Origin of the sequence: Pedococcus sp. KACC 23699 (genome assembly GCF_045348425.1) — a bacterium.
In the GTDB taxonomy this organism is placed as follows: Bacteria; Actinomycetota; Actinomycetes; order Actinomycetales; family Dermatophilaceae; genus Pedococcus.
In genome coordinates this window covers 3,130,737-3,145,298 of record NZ_CP157483.1, presented here as the reverse complement: position 1 = coordinate 3,145,298, position 14,562 = coordinate 3,130,737, and the positions used below count along the sequence as shown (strand labels likewise).

Annotated in this window: 12 protein-coding genes; 4 read left to right on the top strand and 8 right to left on the bottom strand. The window is 69.6% G+C overall.

Annotation, left to right across the window (positions count from 1 at the left end; translation table 11 throughout):
• Positions 1-8 precede the first annotated feature (8 nt).
• The 4 genes from ABEG17_RS14860 to fdh all read right to left on the bottom strand — a co-directional run bounded on the left by ABEG17_RS14860 (position 9) and on the right by fdh (position 6,698).
• The gene (locus tag ABEG17_RS14860; RefSeq protein WP_406830251.1) at positions 9-1,298 is read right to left on the bottom strand and encodes an OFA family MFS transporter; all 1,290 of its coding nucleotides are present in this window, start codon (positions 1,296-1,298) and stop codon (positions 9-11) included.
• Positions 1,299-1,321: 23 nt separating this feature from the next.
• Positions 1,322-2,278: an NrfD/PsrC family molybdoenzyme membrane anchor subunit gene (gene nrfD / locus ABEG17_RS14855; protein WP_406830250.1), complete on the bottom strand. Its 957-nt coding sequence runs from the start codon at positions 2,276-2,278 to the stop codon at positions 1,322-1,324.
• 107 nt (positions 2,279-2,385) lie between these two features.
• Complete coding sequence (locus ABEG17_RS14850) at positions 2,386-3,393, bottom strand: 4Fe-4S dicluster domain-containing protein (RefSeq protein WP_406830249.1); 1,008 nt, start codon at positions 3,391-3,393, stop codon at positions 2,386-2,388.
• On the bottom strand, positions 3,393-6,698 hold the full coding sequence (gene fdh, locus ABEG17_RS14845; RefSeq protein WP_406830248.1) for a formate dehydrogenase: 3,306 nt from the start codon (positions 6,696-6,698) through the stop codon (positions 3,393-3,395). The genes ABEG17_RS14850 and fdh overlap by 1 nt, the downstream gene beginning before the upstream one ends.
• Before the next feature lie 220 nt (positions 6,699-6,918).
• Here fdh and ABEG17_RS14840 point away from each other — a divergent pair, with 220 nt between their 5' ends.
• On the top strand, positions 6,919-8,013 hold the full coding sequence (locus tag ABEG17_RS14840; protein ID WP_406830247.1) for a CHAP domain-containing protein: 1,095 nt from the start codon (positions 6,919-6,921) through the stop codon (positions 8,011-8,013).
• A 43-nt stretch (positions 8,014-8,056) separates the two neighbouring features.
• Here the strand turns inward: ABEG17_RS14840 and ABEG17_RS14835 are convergent, their stop codons facing one another.
• Positions 8,057-8,455, bottom strand: coding sequence for a LysM peptidoglycan-binding domain-containing protein (locus ABEG17_RS14835; RefSeq protein WP_406830246.1), 399 nt, complete (start codon positions 8,453-8,455; stop codon positions 8,057-8,059).
• Positions 8,456-8,704: 249 nt separating this feature from the next.
• Between ABEG17_RS14835 and lexA the strand changes: the two genes are divergently transcribed.
• Positions 8,705-9,430, top strand: a complete 726-nt coding sequence (gene lexA / locus ABEG17_RS14830; protein WP_406830245.1) for a transcriptional repressor LexA — start codon at positions 8,705-8,707, stop codon at positions 9,428-9,430.
• Positions 9,431-9,596: 166 nt separating this feature from the next.
• Positions 9,597-11,987 carry an FdhF/YdeP family oxidoreductase gene (locus ABEG17_RS14825; protein WP_406830244.1) on the top strand — a complete coding sequence of 797 codons (2,391 nt, stop codon included), beginning with the start codon at positions 9,597-9,599 and terminating at the stop codon, positions 11,985-11,987.
• A 76-nt stretch (positions 11,988-12,063) separates the two neighbouring features.
• Here ABEG17_RS14825 and ABEG17_RS14820 read toward each other — a convergent pair whose 3' ends face one another.
• Together ABEG17_RS14820 and ABEG17_RS14815 are read right to left on the bottom strand one after the other, a co-directional pair.
• Positions 12,064-12,477: a DUF4259 domain-containing protein gene (locus tag ABEG17_RS14820; protein WP_406830243.1), complete on the bottom strand. Its 414-nt coding sequence runs from the start codon at positions 12,475-12,477 to the stop codon at positions 12,064-12,066.
• 104 nt (positions 12,478-12,581) lie between these two features.
• The gene (locus tag ABEG17_RS14815; RefSeq protein WP_406830242.1) at positions 12,582-13,100 is read right to left on the bottom strand and encodes an N-acetyltransferase family protein; all 519 of its coding nucleotides are present in this window, start codon (positions 13,098-13,100) and stop codon (positions 12,582-12,584) included.
• 18 nt (positions 13,101-13,118) lie between these two features.
• Here ABEG17_RS14815 and ABEG17_RS14810 point away from each other — a divergent pair, with 18 nt between their 5' ends.
• Positions 13,119-13,733: a class I SAM-dependent methyltransferase gene (locus tag ABEG17_RS14810; protein WP_406830241.1), complete on the top strand. Its 615-nt coding sequence runs from the start codon at positions 13,119-13,121 to the stop codon at positions 13,731-13,733.
• Here the strand turns inward: ABEG17_RS14810 and ABEG17_RS14805 are convergent.
• Positions 13,714-14,562 carry an NAD-dependent protein deacetylase gene (locus ABEG17_RS14805; protein WP_406830240.1) on the bottom strand — a complete coding sequence of 283 codons (849 nt, stop codon included), beginning with the start codon at positions 14,560-14,562 and terminating at the stop codon, positions 13,714-13,716. The genes ABEG17_RS14810 and ABEG17_RS14805 overlap by 20 nt on opposite strands.

The following is a 14,562-nucleotide window of genomic DNA, read 5'->3' as shown; positions in this document are numbered from 1 at the left end:
CTCGTCGGTCAGACGCGCTCGGCGAGAACCCGGTCTGCGGCAGGCTTCTTGGTGATCATCGGCACCACGAGCCCCGCCAGCGCAATGATGCCGACGACGGTGAAGCCCAACGTGTAGGCCTTGTCCTCACCGATGAGCTTGGAGATGAGCAACGGTCCGACGATGCCGCCGATGCTCCACCCGATGAGCATCAGGCCGTAGATGGCCCCGGCGTTCTTCACCCCGAAGAAGCGCCCTGCCGTGGAGGGCATGGTGCCGAACGCTCCGCCGTAGCAGGTGTAGATCAGCGCCGCGAGGATGGCGAACATGGCCACCGACGAGGCGTGCGGGATGAGCAGGAGGCACACGCCCTGGATGCCCAGGATGCCCATGAACGCCGGCATCTTGCCGATCCGGTCGGACAGCCATCCCCACAGCACGCGACCGGCCCCGTTGAACAGTCCGAGGACGCCCACGAGGGTCGCAGCGCCCGCTGCAGAGAGCCCGGAGATGTCGGTGGCGCTGCCGGCGGCCACCGAGATCAGCGAGATGCCGGCGACGACGCTCAGGGTCAGGATCGCGGTGAGCAGGTACCACTGCGGGGTGCTCAAGGCCTCGTTCGCGGTGAAGTCGCGCGTGCCGGACGCCTCAGCCGCACCGTGCCCGTCGGTCGTCGCGACCGGCGCCTGGAAGCCGGGGGGCAGGTAGCCCTGCGGCGGGTTCCGGAACAGGCTTGCCCCGATGAGGATGGCCACGAGGTAGCCGATGCCGAGCGGCAGGAACGCCTTGGTCGGCATGTCAGGGGTGGCGCTGATCAGTCTCTGCCCGACCGGCGCGGTGATCACCGCACCGAAACCGAAGCCGGCCACGGCGATGCCCGTGATGAGGCCCGGCTTGTCGGGGAACCACTTCTGCAGCATGGCGATCGGCACGATGTAGGCCATGCCCAGGCCGAAACCACCGATGATCCCGTAGCCCAGCACCAGCAGCCAGAACGAGCTGCCGGTGGCCAACGACGCCAGCAGGACACCGACGCTGTAGATGACGCCACCGGTGAGCGCGACGATCTTCGGCCCCCGCCGGTCCTGGATCCGGCCACCGATGTAGCTGCCGATGAAGATCATGCCGATGGCGACCTCGAACGGGACCGTCGCCTGCGACTTGGACCAGCCGAACGCCTGGTCACTCTGCAGCGCCTTGGAGAACACGCTCCACGCGTACACGGCCCCGATGGCCAGCTGCACCAGCACTCCTGCGACGAGGATCAGCCAGCGGTTGCCCGTGACTCCCTCGGTCGCGCCGCTGCGGGTCTGGCTCATGGTGCCTCCTGGGAGTTGTGACGTCATGGACGCCCCGTGGTGATGGAGTCGTGGGTGACTCCCTCGTTCCTGCGACGCTCGAGTCGCTCGCGCTGCGGGGTGACCGTGTAGCGCGGGTCCTTCGCCGAGTGGATGCCCGCTTCGAAGACTCCGAAACGTGTGCACACCGAGCCGGCCATGAGCGCGAGCCCGCTCACTGCGGCCCCAGCCCTGTTGCCACCGAACACGGCGGCGCCGAGGGCGCCTCCGACGGTGAGGATCTTGCTCGCCCTGAGCAGGGTGCCGGCCTGGCCGTGGTGCAGCGGCTCTGCCACGAGCTCGCCCATCGTGCGCTCCATCCGCTCGAGCGCGGCGAACTCGACAGCGGCACCGACGACGGCCAGCTTGCGGGCGGGGCCGGTCTCGGTGGACGGAGTGGTGAGAAGCGCCAACCCGGCGGCTGCCGCGTTGGCCGACCCCACGAAGACGAAGGGCAGCTCTCGATAGGACTCGTGCCACGTCGGGGTCGCGGTGTCGGCCAGCAGGACGGCGGTGTATGCCGCGAGCGGCGGTGCGAAGAGCGCGGAGCCTACTGCTGCAACGGGATCGGCGACCCGCCGCACGCGTCCGAGGGTGGAGTCGTCGTCGACGAGGCGGCGTCCTGCCTCGGTGGCGACCGCCAGCCCGGCGAACGCCCCGAACGCCGACAGGATCCACGAGCCGACCGACATCGGCGAGGTGAGCTTGACGGTGCGCATCATGTTCAGCGCCCGGCTGGGCTTGCCGAGGTCACGCACCAGGGCGAGCCCGCCGGCAGCGACGGCGGCGATCGCGGCATACCGGCTGTTGCGGCGCAGCGTGGGCAGTCCCCGCGCCGCGGCACCGGCCCCGAGCAGACCGGAGCCTGCGGCGAGACCGCCGAGGAAGATGTAGGCCGGGATGTCGGCCTCCCACGGGGCGGGCTTGACGACCTGCCGGCCGTAGTAGCTGTCGAACTTCACGTCCGGCACCATGAGCGACTCGTCTCGTCGCCCGCCACCGCCGCCCTTGCGTCGACGACCACCACGGGGAAGCTCTGGCGGACGGTCAGCGTCGAACGGGTTGACGCTCACTTGCGGCCTCCCACGAACGCGCCCGCCGCCATCGCGAGCATCGCCAGCGCCGCCATGCCGGCCTTGCGGTACATGTCCGGCAGGGCGGCCGTGGTGACAACGGGGTCCGGTGGCAGGCCGTAGACCTCGGGCTCGTCGAGCAGGAGGAAGACCGAACCGGTGCCGCCGACCCCGTCGTGGCTGTTGCCGCCGTAGACGCGCGCCTCGGTGAATCCGTTGTCGTGCAACGTCGCCACGCGTTCCTGCGCCTGGGCCTGCATCTCGGACAGGTCACCGAACTTGATCGATGTGGTCGGGCAGGCCTGCGCGCACGCAGGAGTCTGGTCGTGCCCGATGCGGTCGTAGCAGAGGGTGCACTTCTGGGCGACGCCGACGTTCTTGACGGTGTCCTCGCCGTCGCGTCGCTCGATCACGCCGAAGGGGCAGGCCGCCACGCAGTAGCCGCACCCGTTGCACACGTCGTCCTGGACGACCACGGTGCCGAACTCGGTGCGGAAGAGGGCACCGGTGGGGCACACGTCCAGGCAGGCGGCGTGGGTGCAGTGCTTGCACACGTCGGACGACATGAGCCAGCGGAAATCGGGCACGGTGCCCTGCTCGCGGGCCGCCAAGGCCTGGTCGACGTCCGGGGCGCCCGACGCCGCCCCGACCACAGCGGGGGCCCGTACGGCGGCAGGTGCCCCCACCGCGGGCATCCCCAGGTCGACGAGCTTGCGCCCAGACTCCCTGGCCTGCTCGATGCGGTCGCTGGACTGCTCGATGAACGCGACGTGGCGCCAGGTGCTCGCGCCGAGAGACCCCGTGTTGTCGTAGGACGAGCCCAGGAGGTCGAGCTCGCCGTCAGCGGGGATCGCGTTCCACTCCTTGCATGCGACCTCACAGGCCTTGCAGCCGATGCAGATCGAGGTGTCGGTGAAGAACCCCTTGCGCGGCTGCTCGTCCTCCCACCCCGCGTCGCGCGCAGGGTCGGTGGGGCCGGTCAGCTGGTTGTGCCAGAAACCCATCAGGTGCCGTCCTCGGTCGTCTTGAGCTGGTTGGAGGTCTCCACGGTCACTCCTGCACGGGACTGGTACTCGTGGACCAGGCGCAGCAGCGCCTCGCCCTCGGGCCGGCGGCCGGGTTGGATGTCGCACGAGCCCACCTTGGACTCCTGGATCTGCACGTTGGGGTCGAGTGCCACGCCCAGCAGGTCGTTGGCGCTGTCGCCCGAGACGATGGCTTCCTTGCCGACACCCCAGTGGTAGGGCAGCCCGATCTGGTGCAGGGCTCGGCCGCCGATGACCAACGGGGTCATGCGCTCGGTGACCAGGACCCGTGCCTCAATCGCGGCCCGCGCCGAGACCAGCGTGGCCCAGCCGCCGTTGACCAGTCCACGCTCCTGCGCGAGCTCGGGTGAGACCTCGCAGAAGAACTCGGGCTGCAGCTCGGCGAGGTAGGGCAGCCACCGGCTCATGCCACCGGCCGTGTGGTGCTCGGTCAGCCGGTAGGTCGTGAAGACGAAGGGGTAGACCTCCGAACCCGGTGTCGTGCCGGACGGGCTCCACAGGTTGTCCTTGCGAGGGAACACGCGTCTGGCCGGGTTGCCCTGCTGGCCGTAGAGCGGGTTCTGGACCGGGGACTCCTGTGGCTCGTAGTGCGTCGGGAGAGGGCCGTCGAGCATGCCCTTCGGCGCGAACAGCCAGCCCTTCCCGTCGGCCATCATGACGAACGGGTCGTCGCCGGCGAGGCCGTCAGGTCCGCCCGTGCCCGGTTCCGGCCGGTACGACGGCGCCTTGGTCTTGACGAAGTCCGGGGTGTCGAGCCCGGTCCAGGTCTGGTTCTCCTCGTCCCACCACACGTATTTCTTGCGCTCGCTCCACGGCTTGCCCTCGGGGTCGGCCGAGGCACGGTTGTAGAGGATGCGGCGGTTGTCGGGCCAAGCCCAACCCCACTCCTGCGCGACCGGGCTCTGCTCGCGACCTGGCTTGCGGTTGGCCGCGCGGTTGACGCCCTTGGCGTACACACCCGAGTAGATCCAGCACCCGGAGCTCGTGGACCCGTCGGCCTTGAGGTCGGTGTACATGTCGGCCAGCTCGCCGGCCCGCTCACCGGACAGGTGGCGGCCGTTGATCTCCTGGAGGACCGCCTCGCCGCTGATCTCGCCGTCCTCGTCGAGCGGGTAGTCCCAGGTGAGGTCGAGCAGGGGCCGGTCGCGCGGGTCGTCGGAGCCGGCGAGCCTCTCCCGGATCCGCTTGCCGAGCTCGAAGATGAACTCCAGCTCGCTCTGGCAGTCACCCGGCGGGTTGACCGCCTTGTGCCGCCACTGCAGGAGCCGCTGGGTCTGGGTGAACGAGCCTGCCTTCTCGACGTGCGAGGCAGGTGGCAGGAAGAAGACCTCGGTACCGATCTTCTCGGTCTCCAGCTCCCCCGTGGCGATCTCGGGCGCGTCCTTCCAGAACGTCGCCGACTCGATCATGTTGAGGTCGCGCACCACGAGCCACTTCAGCTCGGCCAGGGCCAGACGCTGCATCCGCCCGTGGGCGGACCCGACGGCGGGGTTCTGCCCCAGGAGGAAGTACCCCTCGACCTCGCCGTCCTTCATGGCCATGGTCGTCTGGTACGTGCCGTGGGCACCGGTGAGCCTGGGCAGGTAGTCGTACGCCCAGTTGTTCTCCTTCGTCGCGGCGTCGCCCCACCACGCCTTGAGCAGGCTCACGGCATACGCGTCGGCGTTGGCCCAGAAGCCCTTCTGCGCCTTGTTGGCGATGGCGGCGACGTAGTCGTCCCACGTGTCGTGGTTGCCGACCATCGGCATGGCGAGGTAGCCGGGAAGGATGTTGTAGAGCGTGGGGATGTCGGTCGAGCCCTGGATGCTGGCGTGGCCACGCAGCGCCATGATGCCGCCGCCGGGACGTCCCATGTTGCCCAGCAGCAGCTGGATGATGGCGGCCGTCCGGATGAACTGCGCGCCCAGGGTGTGCTGGGTCCAGCCGACGGCGTAGCAGAACGCCGTCGTACGGTCGCGGCCGCTGTTCTCGGTGAGCGCCTTGGCGACGTAGGCGAAGTCGTCCACGCTGACGCCGCAGACGTCGGCGACCATCTCCGGGGTGTAGCGCGAGTAGTGCCGCTTGAGGATCTGGAAGACCGTGTTGGGGTCCTGCAGGGTCTCGTCGCGCTTGACCCGCGCGTGCTCCAGCGCCGGGCCCCCTGAACCGTGCTCGTCGCCAGCGGAACGCTCGGACGTGCTGTGCCCGTGCTCGTGGCCGGCCGCAGGTCCGCCGATGGTGCCCGTGGAGTCGTCGGGCCCTTCGCCCTCCGTGGCGTACGCCCAGCTCGACGGGTCGTAGTTGCCGAGCTCCTCGTCGTAGCCGGAGAAGAGCCCGTCGAGGTCCTCGGTGTCCTTGAACTCGTCGCTGACGAGGGTGGCCGCGTTCGTGTACGCGACGACGTACTCCTTGAAGTACAGGTCATTGGCGAGGATGTGGTTGATCAGCGCGCCGAGGAACACGACGTCGCTGCCCGCCCTGATCGGCACGTGCTTGTCAGCCGTCGCCGACGTGCGCGTGAAGCGCGGGTCGATGTGGATGACCTTGGCGCCCTTGAGCCGAGCCTCGGTCACCCACTGGTAGCCCACCGGGTGGCACTCGGCCATGTTCGAACCCTGGATGATGATGCAGTCGGCGTTGGCCAGGTCCTGCACCTGCTGCGTCGCGCCGCCGCGCCCGAACGAGGACCCCAGACTGGGGACCGTGGAGGAGTGTCAAATACGCGCCTGGTTCTCGATCTGGATGGCGCCGGCAGCGGTGAAGAGCTTCTTGATCAGGTAGTTCTCCTCGTTGTCGAGGGTCGCTCCCCCGAGCGAGGCGATGCCCATGGTGCGTCGCAGCGGACGGCCGTGCTTGTCCGCGTCCTGCCAGGTGCGGCGCCGGGTCTCGACGAACCGGTCGGCGATCATGTCGATGGCGGTGTCGCGGTCCAGCGGCTCCCACTCGGTGCCGTGGGGCCGGCGGTAGAGCACCTTCGTCTGGCGGCCGGGGCTGTTGACCAGCTGTTCGCTGGCAGATCCCTTGGGGCAGAGGCGACCCCGCGAGATGGGCGAGTCCAGGTCGCCCTCGATCTGCACCACGCGTTCGTCCTTGACGTAGACGCGCTGGCCGCAGCCCACGGCGCAGTAGGGGCACACGCTCTGCACCACCCGGTCGGCCGTGACGGTCCGCGGCTCCAGGGTGCGGGTCTTCTCAGAGGTGACCGCAGGCCCACGGCCCAACAGGTCGCCGGAACGGACCTGCCGCACCACCGGCCAGGACAAGAACATCCGCTTCGCATCCATCGCCACTCCCGTGCACTCGAGCCTGACTCGACAATGCCACACCGGGGCCCGCTCGGCACCCGGGACGCAGGCACCGAATTACAAAGGTGGACTTCGGAGGTCTGCCTGACAATCCGGACATCGACCCGGCACTCTGGACCGGTTGCGCAGCCACGTCCGCCGATGGTCGCGCCGCTCGCGCCTCAGGGCGCCGCCCTGCTCCCGACCCCTTCAGGAAGTCATGCTGCGCTCCCGACTCCTCCTCCGCCTCGCCCACACCGGCGTCATCGCCCTCCTCGGGATGAGCGTCCTCGCTGTCGCCGCACCTCAGCAGGCTCGGGCCGCCGGCATGGTGCGGGAGTGCAAGCAGTACTCGACGGGGTGCGTCTCGTTCAGCGGCTATGCCGGGCGCTCGGTCTGGGGGTACCCGGTCAACTCCTCGGGGAACAACTGCGTCAACTACGTGGCCTACCGGCTGGCTCGCAACGGCGTCAAGCAGCAGAGCACCATGGGCAACGGAGGTGCGTGGGCCTCGAGCGCCCGGGCTCGCGGGTACCGCGTCGACCGGACCCCCAAGACGGGCGCGGTGGCGCAGTGGAACTACGGCAGCGCCTACGCGCCGAGCTACGGCCACGTCGGCTACGTCGAGGAGGTGACCTCGTCCTACCTCGTCATCTCCGACTCGTCCTGGGGCGGCGGCTACTCCTCGCGCTGGCGGGTCTACAACGGCGACCGCAACTGGCCCAGCAACTTCATCCACTTCAAGGACCAGAGCTACCAGCCGCCGAAGTCCGGGAGCTTCATCCGGGTGCGTGAGACCGGCCAGGTGTACCGGCTCGTCGGGCGCACCCCCGTCTACGTGAGCACGTGGACCGCGTTCGGTGGGGCCAAGCCCACCATGGACGTCTCGTCGACCGCCCTGGCGACCCTGCCCACCCGTCTGGCCGAGGGCACCTTCATCAGGGGGGCCCAGCGCGGTGAGGTCTACAAGATCGTCGGCGGGGCACCGGTCTTCGTCTCCGCATGGGCCAACGTCGGCGGCGCGAAGGCCTTCACCGACGTCGACCAGAACGCCATTGACAAGGCGGGGTCCGGCGGCGCCTACAGCCGGATGCTCGCAACGCCCGCGGACGACACGATGCTGAAGACGACCAAGGGCGTGACATACCGGATGAAGGCCGGAATCGCCTACTACTCCACGTCGCTCGCCCTGGCTCAGCCGACCACGCCAGTCCTTGTCGACTACGAGGCGATCCGCAACGCCACGACGACCGGGGCCGTGAAGTACCGCCACATCAAGGGTGTCAAGGCCCTGCCGAAGCTCACCGCCAACTGACGACCGGCCGACGCGTCACGCCGTCTTCGGCGACGACGAAAGCTCAGCCGACCGCAGGGATGAGCAGGCTCTGACCGGCGTGCACGTCCGAGCCGGCCAGGTCGTTCGCGAGCTGGATGCGCGCGACGCCCTCGGCGATCGGCAGCTGGGGCAGCTGCGCCGCGGCGACCTCGGACAGGGTCTGCCCCGCCTGCACCGTGGTGGAGTGGTCGATGACGGCTGCCTCGGCACCGCCGGAAAGCAGGCTGGTCGCCAGCACCACCCCGAGCAGCGCGACCGTGGACGTGACAGCGAGGCGGCCCGCACGGGTGAGCCGCACGGGGGCGGCAGGGCGGATGACGACGTCCTCGCCGGTGGGCACCGAGACGAGCTGGGGGCGCACCGGACGAACCGGCATCCGCACGGGTGCGGTGGCGACGTCCCAAGCAACTGCTGCACTCATCTGGTCCTCCGTGGTGGTCAGGTGTCCGAGGCTCTTCGAACGGATGTGCGAAGCTTCTCTGGACTGATTTCTAGCACGCATGTTCGAATTGGACAAGACACGCCTCGAACACATGTTTGGCACTGGCGTTCGAACGCCATACGCTGTGTTCATGCCTCAAGCACATCAGAGGCCACTGACAGCCCCACCTGTCACACGAACGACGCACCACGGCATACGCCACCTGACCTGCGCAAACGAGGAGCCGGCATGAGCGAGGACAACGTCAAGGAGCTGCCCGACCGTGATCGCGGCGACGGGCTGACCGTCCGCCAGCGACGGGTCCTCGAGGTCATCCGCAACTCCGTCGACCGCCGTGGCTATCCGCCGAGCCTGCGCGAGATCGGTGAGGCCGTGGGGCTCACCTCCCCCAGCTCGGTGGCGCACCAGCTGTCCACGCTCGAGCGCAAGGGGTTCCTGCGCCGCGACCCCAACCGTCCCCGCGCCATCGAGGTCGTGTCCCCCGACGCGACGGCCGACATGCGGGGCTACCGCGGTGGCGCCAGCGTCGAGGACGAGACCGCGGTCTTCGACGAGACGGGCGTCAACGACCGGCGCCCCGAGGCCTCCTACGTCCCCGTCCTGGGCCGCATCGCCGCTGGTGTGCCGATCCTCGCCGAGGAGACGATCGAGGACGTCTTCCCGCTCCCCCGCCAGATCGTCGGCGAGGGGCAGCTGTTCCTGCTCCAGGTCGTCGGAGAGTCGATGATCGACGCCGCCATCTGCGACGGCGACTGGGTCGTCGTGCGCCAGCAGCCGAACGCCGACAACGGCGACATCGTCGCGGCGATGCTCGACAACGAGGCGACCGTCAAGACGTTCAAGCGCAAGGACGGCAAGGTCTGGCTGATGCCGCACAACGAGGCGTTCGAGCCGATCGACGGCGACCACGCGACGATCCTCGGCAAGGTCACCGCGGTCCTGCGCCGCGTCTGAAGCCCCCCGAGGGCCGCCGGCGGACCGACCCCCGCCGGCGGCCCTCGGGTTCTTCGTCGACCGGGCACCGCCCGGTGCGCATGGTTCGGCGACCGGTGGGTACGGTCACCAAGTCAGGCGCACGTCCTTCTCGCCAGGGCGGCCACGCACGCGAGAACGAGGATCAATGACGGCCAAGCACGACGAAAGCGACTACTCCGAGGCAGACCTCAAGGTCAAGGGCCAGGAGGAGCACGCAGCCGGCCCCACCGCCGTGGCTGTGTCGATGAAGCGGTCCCTGGACCACATGGGGGTGAAGCGGACCGCGCAGACCCTCCTCAAGCTCAACCAGGCCGAGGGCTTCGACTGCATGAGCTGTGCGTGGCCGGACCCCGACCCGGGCCACCGCCACACGGCGGAGTTCTGCGAGAACGGCGCCAAGGCCGTCGCGGAGGAGGCGACCCGCGACCGGGCCACGCCCGAGTTCTTCGCCCAGCACAGCATCGCCGAGCTCGATGCCCACACGGAGCACTGGCTCGGCCAGCAGGGTCGGATCACCCACCCCATGGTCAAGCGGCCCGGGGGCACGCACTACGAGCCCATCGAGTGGGACGAGGCCTTCGAGCTCATCGGCACCGAGCTGCGCTCGCTCGCCAGTCCCGACGAGGCGACCTTCTACACGTCCGGGCGCGCCTCCAACGAGTCGGCGTTCGCCTACCAGCTGTTCGTCCGCGCGTTCGGCACCAACAACCTGCCCGACTGCTCGAACATGTGCCACGAGTCGACGAGCATCGCGCTGCAGGAGTCCATCGGCATCGGCAAGGCCAGCGTCACCCTCGACGACGTCCACACCGCGTCGGTCATCGTCATCGCCGGCCAGAACCCAGGGACCAACCACCCGCGCATGCTCTCGGCCCTCGAGATCGCCAAGCAGAACGGCGCGAAGATCATCTCGATCAACCCGCTGCGCGAGGCCGGGCTGACGCGGTTCAAGAACCCCCAGAAGCCGCGGGGTGTCGTCGGACACGGGACGGCCATGGCCGACCTGCACCTCCCCGTGAAGGTGAACGGCGACCTGGCCCTGTTCCAGGCCATCGGCTCGCTGCTCGTCGAGTGGGACGCGCTCGACCACGAGTTCATCGACACCCACTCCACGGGGTTCGAGCAGTGGCGTGACCACGTCCGCGCCGTCGACTGGGACCAGGTCGTCGAGGTGACCGGGCTGTCCCGTGAGCTCATCACCCAGGCGGCCCAGATGCTGCGCGGCTCGACCCGCACCGTCTACTGCTGGGCGATGGGTCTGACCCAGCACCGCAACGGGGTCGCGACCATCAAGGAGGTCGTCAACATTGCCCTGGCACAGGGCAACATCGGCCGTGAGGGCGCTGGCCTGCTGCCGGTGCGCGGCCACTCCAACGTCCAGGGCGACCGCACCATGGGCATCTGGGAGCGTCCGCCGGCCCACTTCCTCGACGCCCTGCAGAAGGAGTTCGGGTTCAACCCGCCGCGCGAGAACGGCCTGGACGTCGTGGACTCCCTGCGGGGGATGCGCGACGGCAAGGTCCACTTCTTCATGGGCCTCGGTGGCAACTTCGTGCAGGCCGTGTCGGACACCGACACCGCGGTCGCGGCGATGCGCAAGGTCCGGATGACCGTCCAGGTGTCGACCAAGATCAACCGCTCGCACCTCGTCTGCGGCGAGACCGCGCTGATCCTGCCGACGAAGGGACGCACCGAGAAGGACATCCAGGCCAGTGGTGCCCAGTGGATCTCGGTCGAGGACTCCGTCTGCTCCGTGCACGCGTCGCGCGGCCCGCTCGAGCCGGCCAGCCCCCAGCTCAGGTCCGAGGTCGACATCGTCACCAGCATCGCCGAGGCGACGCTCGGTGACCGGTTCGGCTTGCGGTGGAAGGCGATGCGTGACGACTACCGCGTCATCCGTCACCACATCGCCAAGGTCGTCCCCGGGTGCGAGGACTACGAGGTCAACGTCCGCAAGCCCGGCGGCATGCTCATGCCGCACCCGCCCCGCGACACCCGGACCTTCGACACGAAGACCGGGAAGGCCGAGTTCGTCGCCTCCCCCATCGAGGTCGTCCACGTCCCCGAGGGCCACGTGCTGCTGCAGACCCTGCGCAGCCACGACCAGTACAACACCACGATCTACGGCCTCAGCGACCGCTACCGCGGCATCGAGGGCGGCCGGAAGGTGATCTTCCTGCACCCCGATGACATCGCCGGGTTCGGCCTCGAGGACGGGCAGCTCGTCGACATCACCACCCGGTGGACCGAGGACGAGGTCGTCCGACGCGTGCACGGGTTCCGGGTGGTCTCCTACGACACCCCGCGGGGATCGGCCGCCGCCTACTACCCCGAGACGAATCCCTTGGTGCCGCTGGACTCCACCGCCATCGGGAGCAACACCCCGACCTCCAAGTCGGTGGTGGTCTCCCTGACCCCGGCCGTGGGTGCAGGTGCGGCGCTCAGCTCCTCCGCGGAGGGCGCGGGAACCTCTCAGGACGCCACCGGTTCGGACTGGGGCCACAAGAAGACCCCGGAGCCCCAGCACCTGTCGTGACCTGCGGTCGCCCACCGGGTTCCGGCCCGGTGGGCGACCGTGATCTCCGGCAGGCCCTCGCTGCGGTGGGGCGCCGTCAGTCCCCGAGCGTCTCGAGGTAGCGGCCCAACCGCTCGGTGATGTCGTCGGTGGCCCTGGCCTCGTCCCACAGCTCCCACCACTCGTTGTCCTCCGGACGCAGGGCCCGGTGCAGGGCCCGGGTCGCGAGGTCCTCCAGGCCTTCGTCGACCTCGATCGGCTCGTCCTCGATCCACCGCGGCAGGTAGGGCTCGCGGATGGCGCTCTCGAAGTCGTCGCTCGCAGCCACGACGACGGCGGCGGCGATCGCCTCGGCCATCTCGGGCGCCTCGATGTAGGCGCTCGATCGGACGACTCGTCCCATCGCGTGCTCCACCCTCGCTCGGCGCTCGTGCGGCTCCGCCTCCTCCAGTGCGTCGAGGAAGTCCAGCGCATCGTCGTTCTCGAAGGGTCCTGTCCCGGTCGCTCCCATACCGGCCTCCTTGCGTGGTCTTTCGTGCGGCTCGACCGCGTGACCCGTCGAGCGTGCCAACAGAACCGTCCGACACGCCAGTGGTCGTTCAGGCCATTCGGGGCTCAGCCGGACGTCGCAGAGTCACCTCGGCGCTGGTACCACGCCGTGTCGACCCAGCGGTCGAACTTGCGCCCGACCTCGCGCAGCACCCCGACCTCGACGAAACCGTGCCGTCGGTGCAGCGCGATGCTGGCGTCGTTGGGCAGTGCGATCACCGCCACCTGGGTGTGCACCTCCGGGAGACCGTCGAGGCGGGCGAGCAGCGCGCCATACAGGAGGGAACCGAGGCCGAGCCCGCGCGCCTGCGTGGCGAGGTAGACCGACACCTCCTTGGTGCCGTCGTAGGCCGGCCGGGGACGGAAGGGTCCGGAGAAGGCGTAGCCGAGCACCTCGCCGCCGCGGTCGGCGACGAGGACGAGGTCGCTGCCGCCGGCGTTCGCCAGCTTGTCGCCGAGGTAGGAGGTGCCGCGCGGCTCGGTGTCGAACGTCGCCACCGACGTGCGCACCTGCTCGTCGTAGATGGCCGCCATCGCGGGGAGGTCCGTGGGGGTCGCGTCGCGGACGGTGGCGGCTGCGCTCATATCGGCGATGCTAGGGGGATGACCGACCGGCAGCGCATGTGGGACGAGCGGTATGCAGCGAGCGACCGGGTGTGGAGCGCCAGCCCGAACGCCGAGGTCGAACGGATCGTCGGCGGCTGGAAACCCGACCAGGCCGCCCATGGCCGGCGCGGCGGTCGCGCCCTCGACCTCGGCGCCGGCGAGGGACGCCACGCGCTGTGGCTGGCCTCGCTCGGCTGGCAGGTCACCGCGGTCGACTTCTCCGCCGTGGGGCTCGGCAAGGGCGAGGCGGAGGCGAGCAGCCGCGGCCTGCACGTCGACTGGGTCGTGGCCGACGCGCGGTCCTGGCAGCCGCCCGCGGGCACGTCGTACGACCTCGTCCTCGTCGCCTACCTGCACCTGCCCGAGGACGTCCTGTCGCGGGCCACGCGCTGGCTCGCGCCCGGCGGTGCCCTGGTCGTGGTCGGTCACGCGCTGCGCAACCTCACCGAGGGTGTGGGCGGCCCGTCGGACGCGGCGCTGCTGCACACGCTCGAGGAGCTGCGGACCGCTGCGGCCGAGCTGGAGGTCGAGAGATGCGAGGAGGTGGTGCGCCCCACCGAGGGCGGGGACGCGATCGATGCCGTGCTGGTGGCTAGGCGCCCAACCGGCTGACCAGCTCGGTGAGGGTGGGCCCGAGCGGCGCGTCGACCTGCACCGTGGCCTCCCCGTCACCACGGGTCGCCCCGCGCGTGATGATGACGACCGGTATGCCGCGTGCGGCCGCCCGGCGCACGAACCGGTAGCCGCTCATCACCTTCAGGCTTGATCCGAGGACGAGGAGCACGTCGGCGTCCTCGGTGAGTTGGAAACAGTGCTCCACCAACGGTTTTGGCACCGACTCGCCGAAGAACACGACGTCCGGCTTGAGGGTGTCGTGCCGGCAGACCAAGCACAGGGGCACGGTGAACCCGAGGACGTCGAGGTCGTTGAGGGCGATGTCGCCGTCGGGACGGATCTCGTTGCTCGTGACCTCGAAGGAGGGGTTGGCCAGCCGCATCCGCTCGTCGAGGTCCCAGCGGCTGGAGCGGTCGCCGCAGGTGAGACACACGACCCTGGCCAGCGCGCCGTGCAGCTCGGTCACCTCCTGGGCGCCCGCCTGCTGGTGGAGGCCGTCGACGTTCTGGGTGATGACCGGGCCGAGGTATCCGCTGCGCTGCAGCCGGGCGACCGCCTCGTGCCCGGCGTTCGGGCGGGCCAGGTTGAAGCGCTGCCACCCGACATAGCTGCGCGCCCAGTAGCGCTGCCTCGCCGCCGAGGACGCCACGAACTCGGAGTACTGCATCGGCGTGACCCGCCGGTTGCCGTCGGGTCCGCGGTAGTCCGGGATGCCCGACTCGGTGGAGATGCCGGCTCCGGTCAGGGTGAGGACGTTGCCGTGGGCGAGGAGGTCGACCACGGCGTCCAGGTCGGACAGCTCGCTCACACGGGTCGCCTCGGTCAC

Excerpts from the sequence above, each read along its gene's own strand:
- lexA (WP_406830245.1), top strand. The coding sequence starts at position 8,705 with ATGAGCGAGGACAACGTCAAGGAGCTGCCCGACCGTGATCGCGGCGAC.
- ABEG17_RS14825 (WP_406830244.1), top strand. The coding sequence starts at position 9,597 with ATGACGGCCAAGCACGACGAAAGCGACTACTCCGAGGCAGACCTCAAG.
- ABEG17_RS14815 (WP_406830242.1), bottom strand. The coding sequence starts at position 13,100 with ATGAGCGCAGCCGCCACCGTCCGCGACGCGACCCCCACGGACCTCCCC.
- ABEG17_RS14810 (WP_406830241.1), top strand. The coding sequence starts at position 13,119 with ATGACCGACCGGCAGCGCATGTGGGACGAGCGGTATGCAGCGAGCGAC.
- ABEG17_RS14840 (WP_406830247.1), top strand. The coding sequence starts at position 6,919 with ATGCTGCGCTCCCGACTCCTCCTCCGCCTCGCCCACACCGGCGTCATC.
- ABEG17_RS14850 (WP_406830249.1), bottom strand. The coding sequence starts at position 3,393 with ATGGGTTTCTGGCACAACCAGCTGACCGGCCCCACCGACCCTGCGCGC.
- ABEG17_RS14835 (WP_406830246.1), bottom strand. The coding sequence starts at position 8,455 with ATGAGTGCAGCAGTTGCTTGGGACGTCGCCACCGCACCCGTGCGGATG.
- ABEG17_RS14820 (WP_406830243.1), bottom strand. The coding sequence starts at position 12,477 with ATGGGAGCGACCGGGACAGGACCCTTCGAGAACGACGATGCGCTGGAC.
- ABEG17_RS14860 (WP_406830251.1), bottom strand. The coding sequence starts at position 1,298 with ATGAGCCAGACCCGCAGCGGCGCGACCGAGGGAGTCACGGGCAACCGC.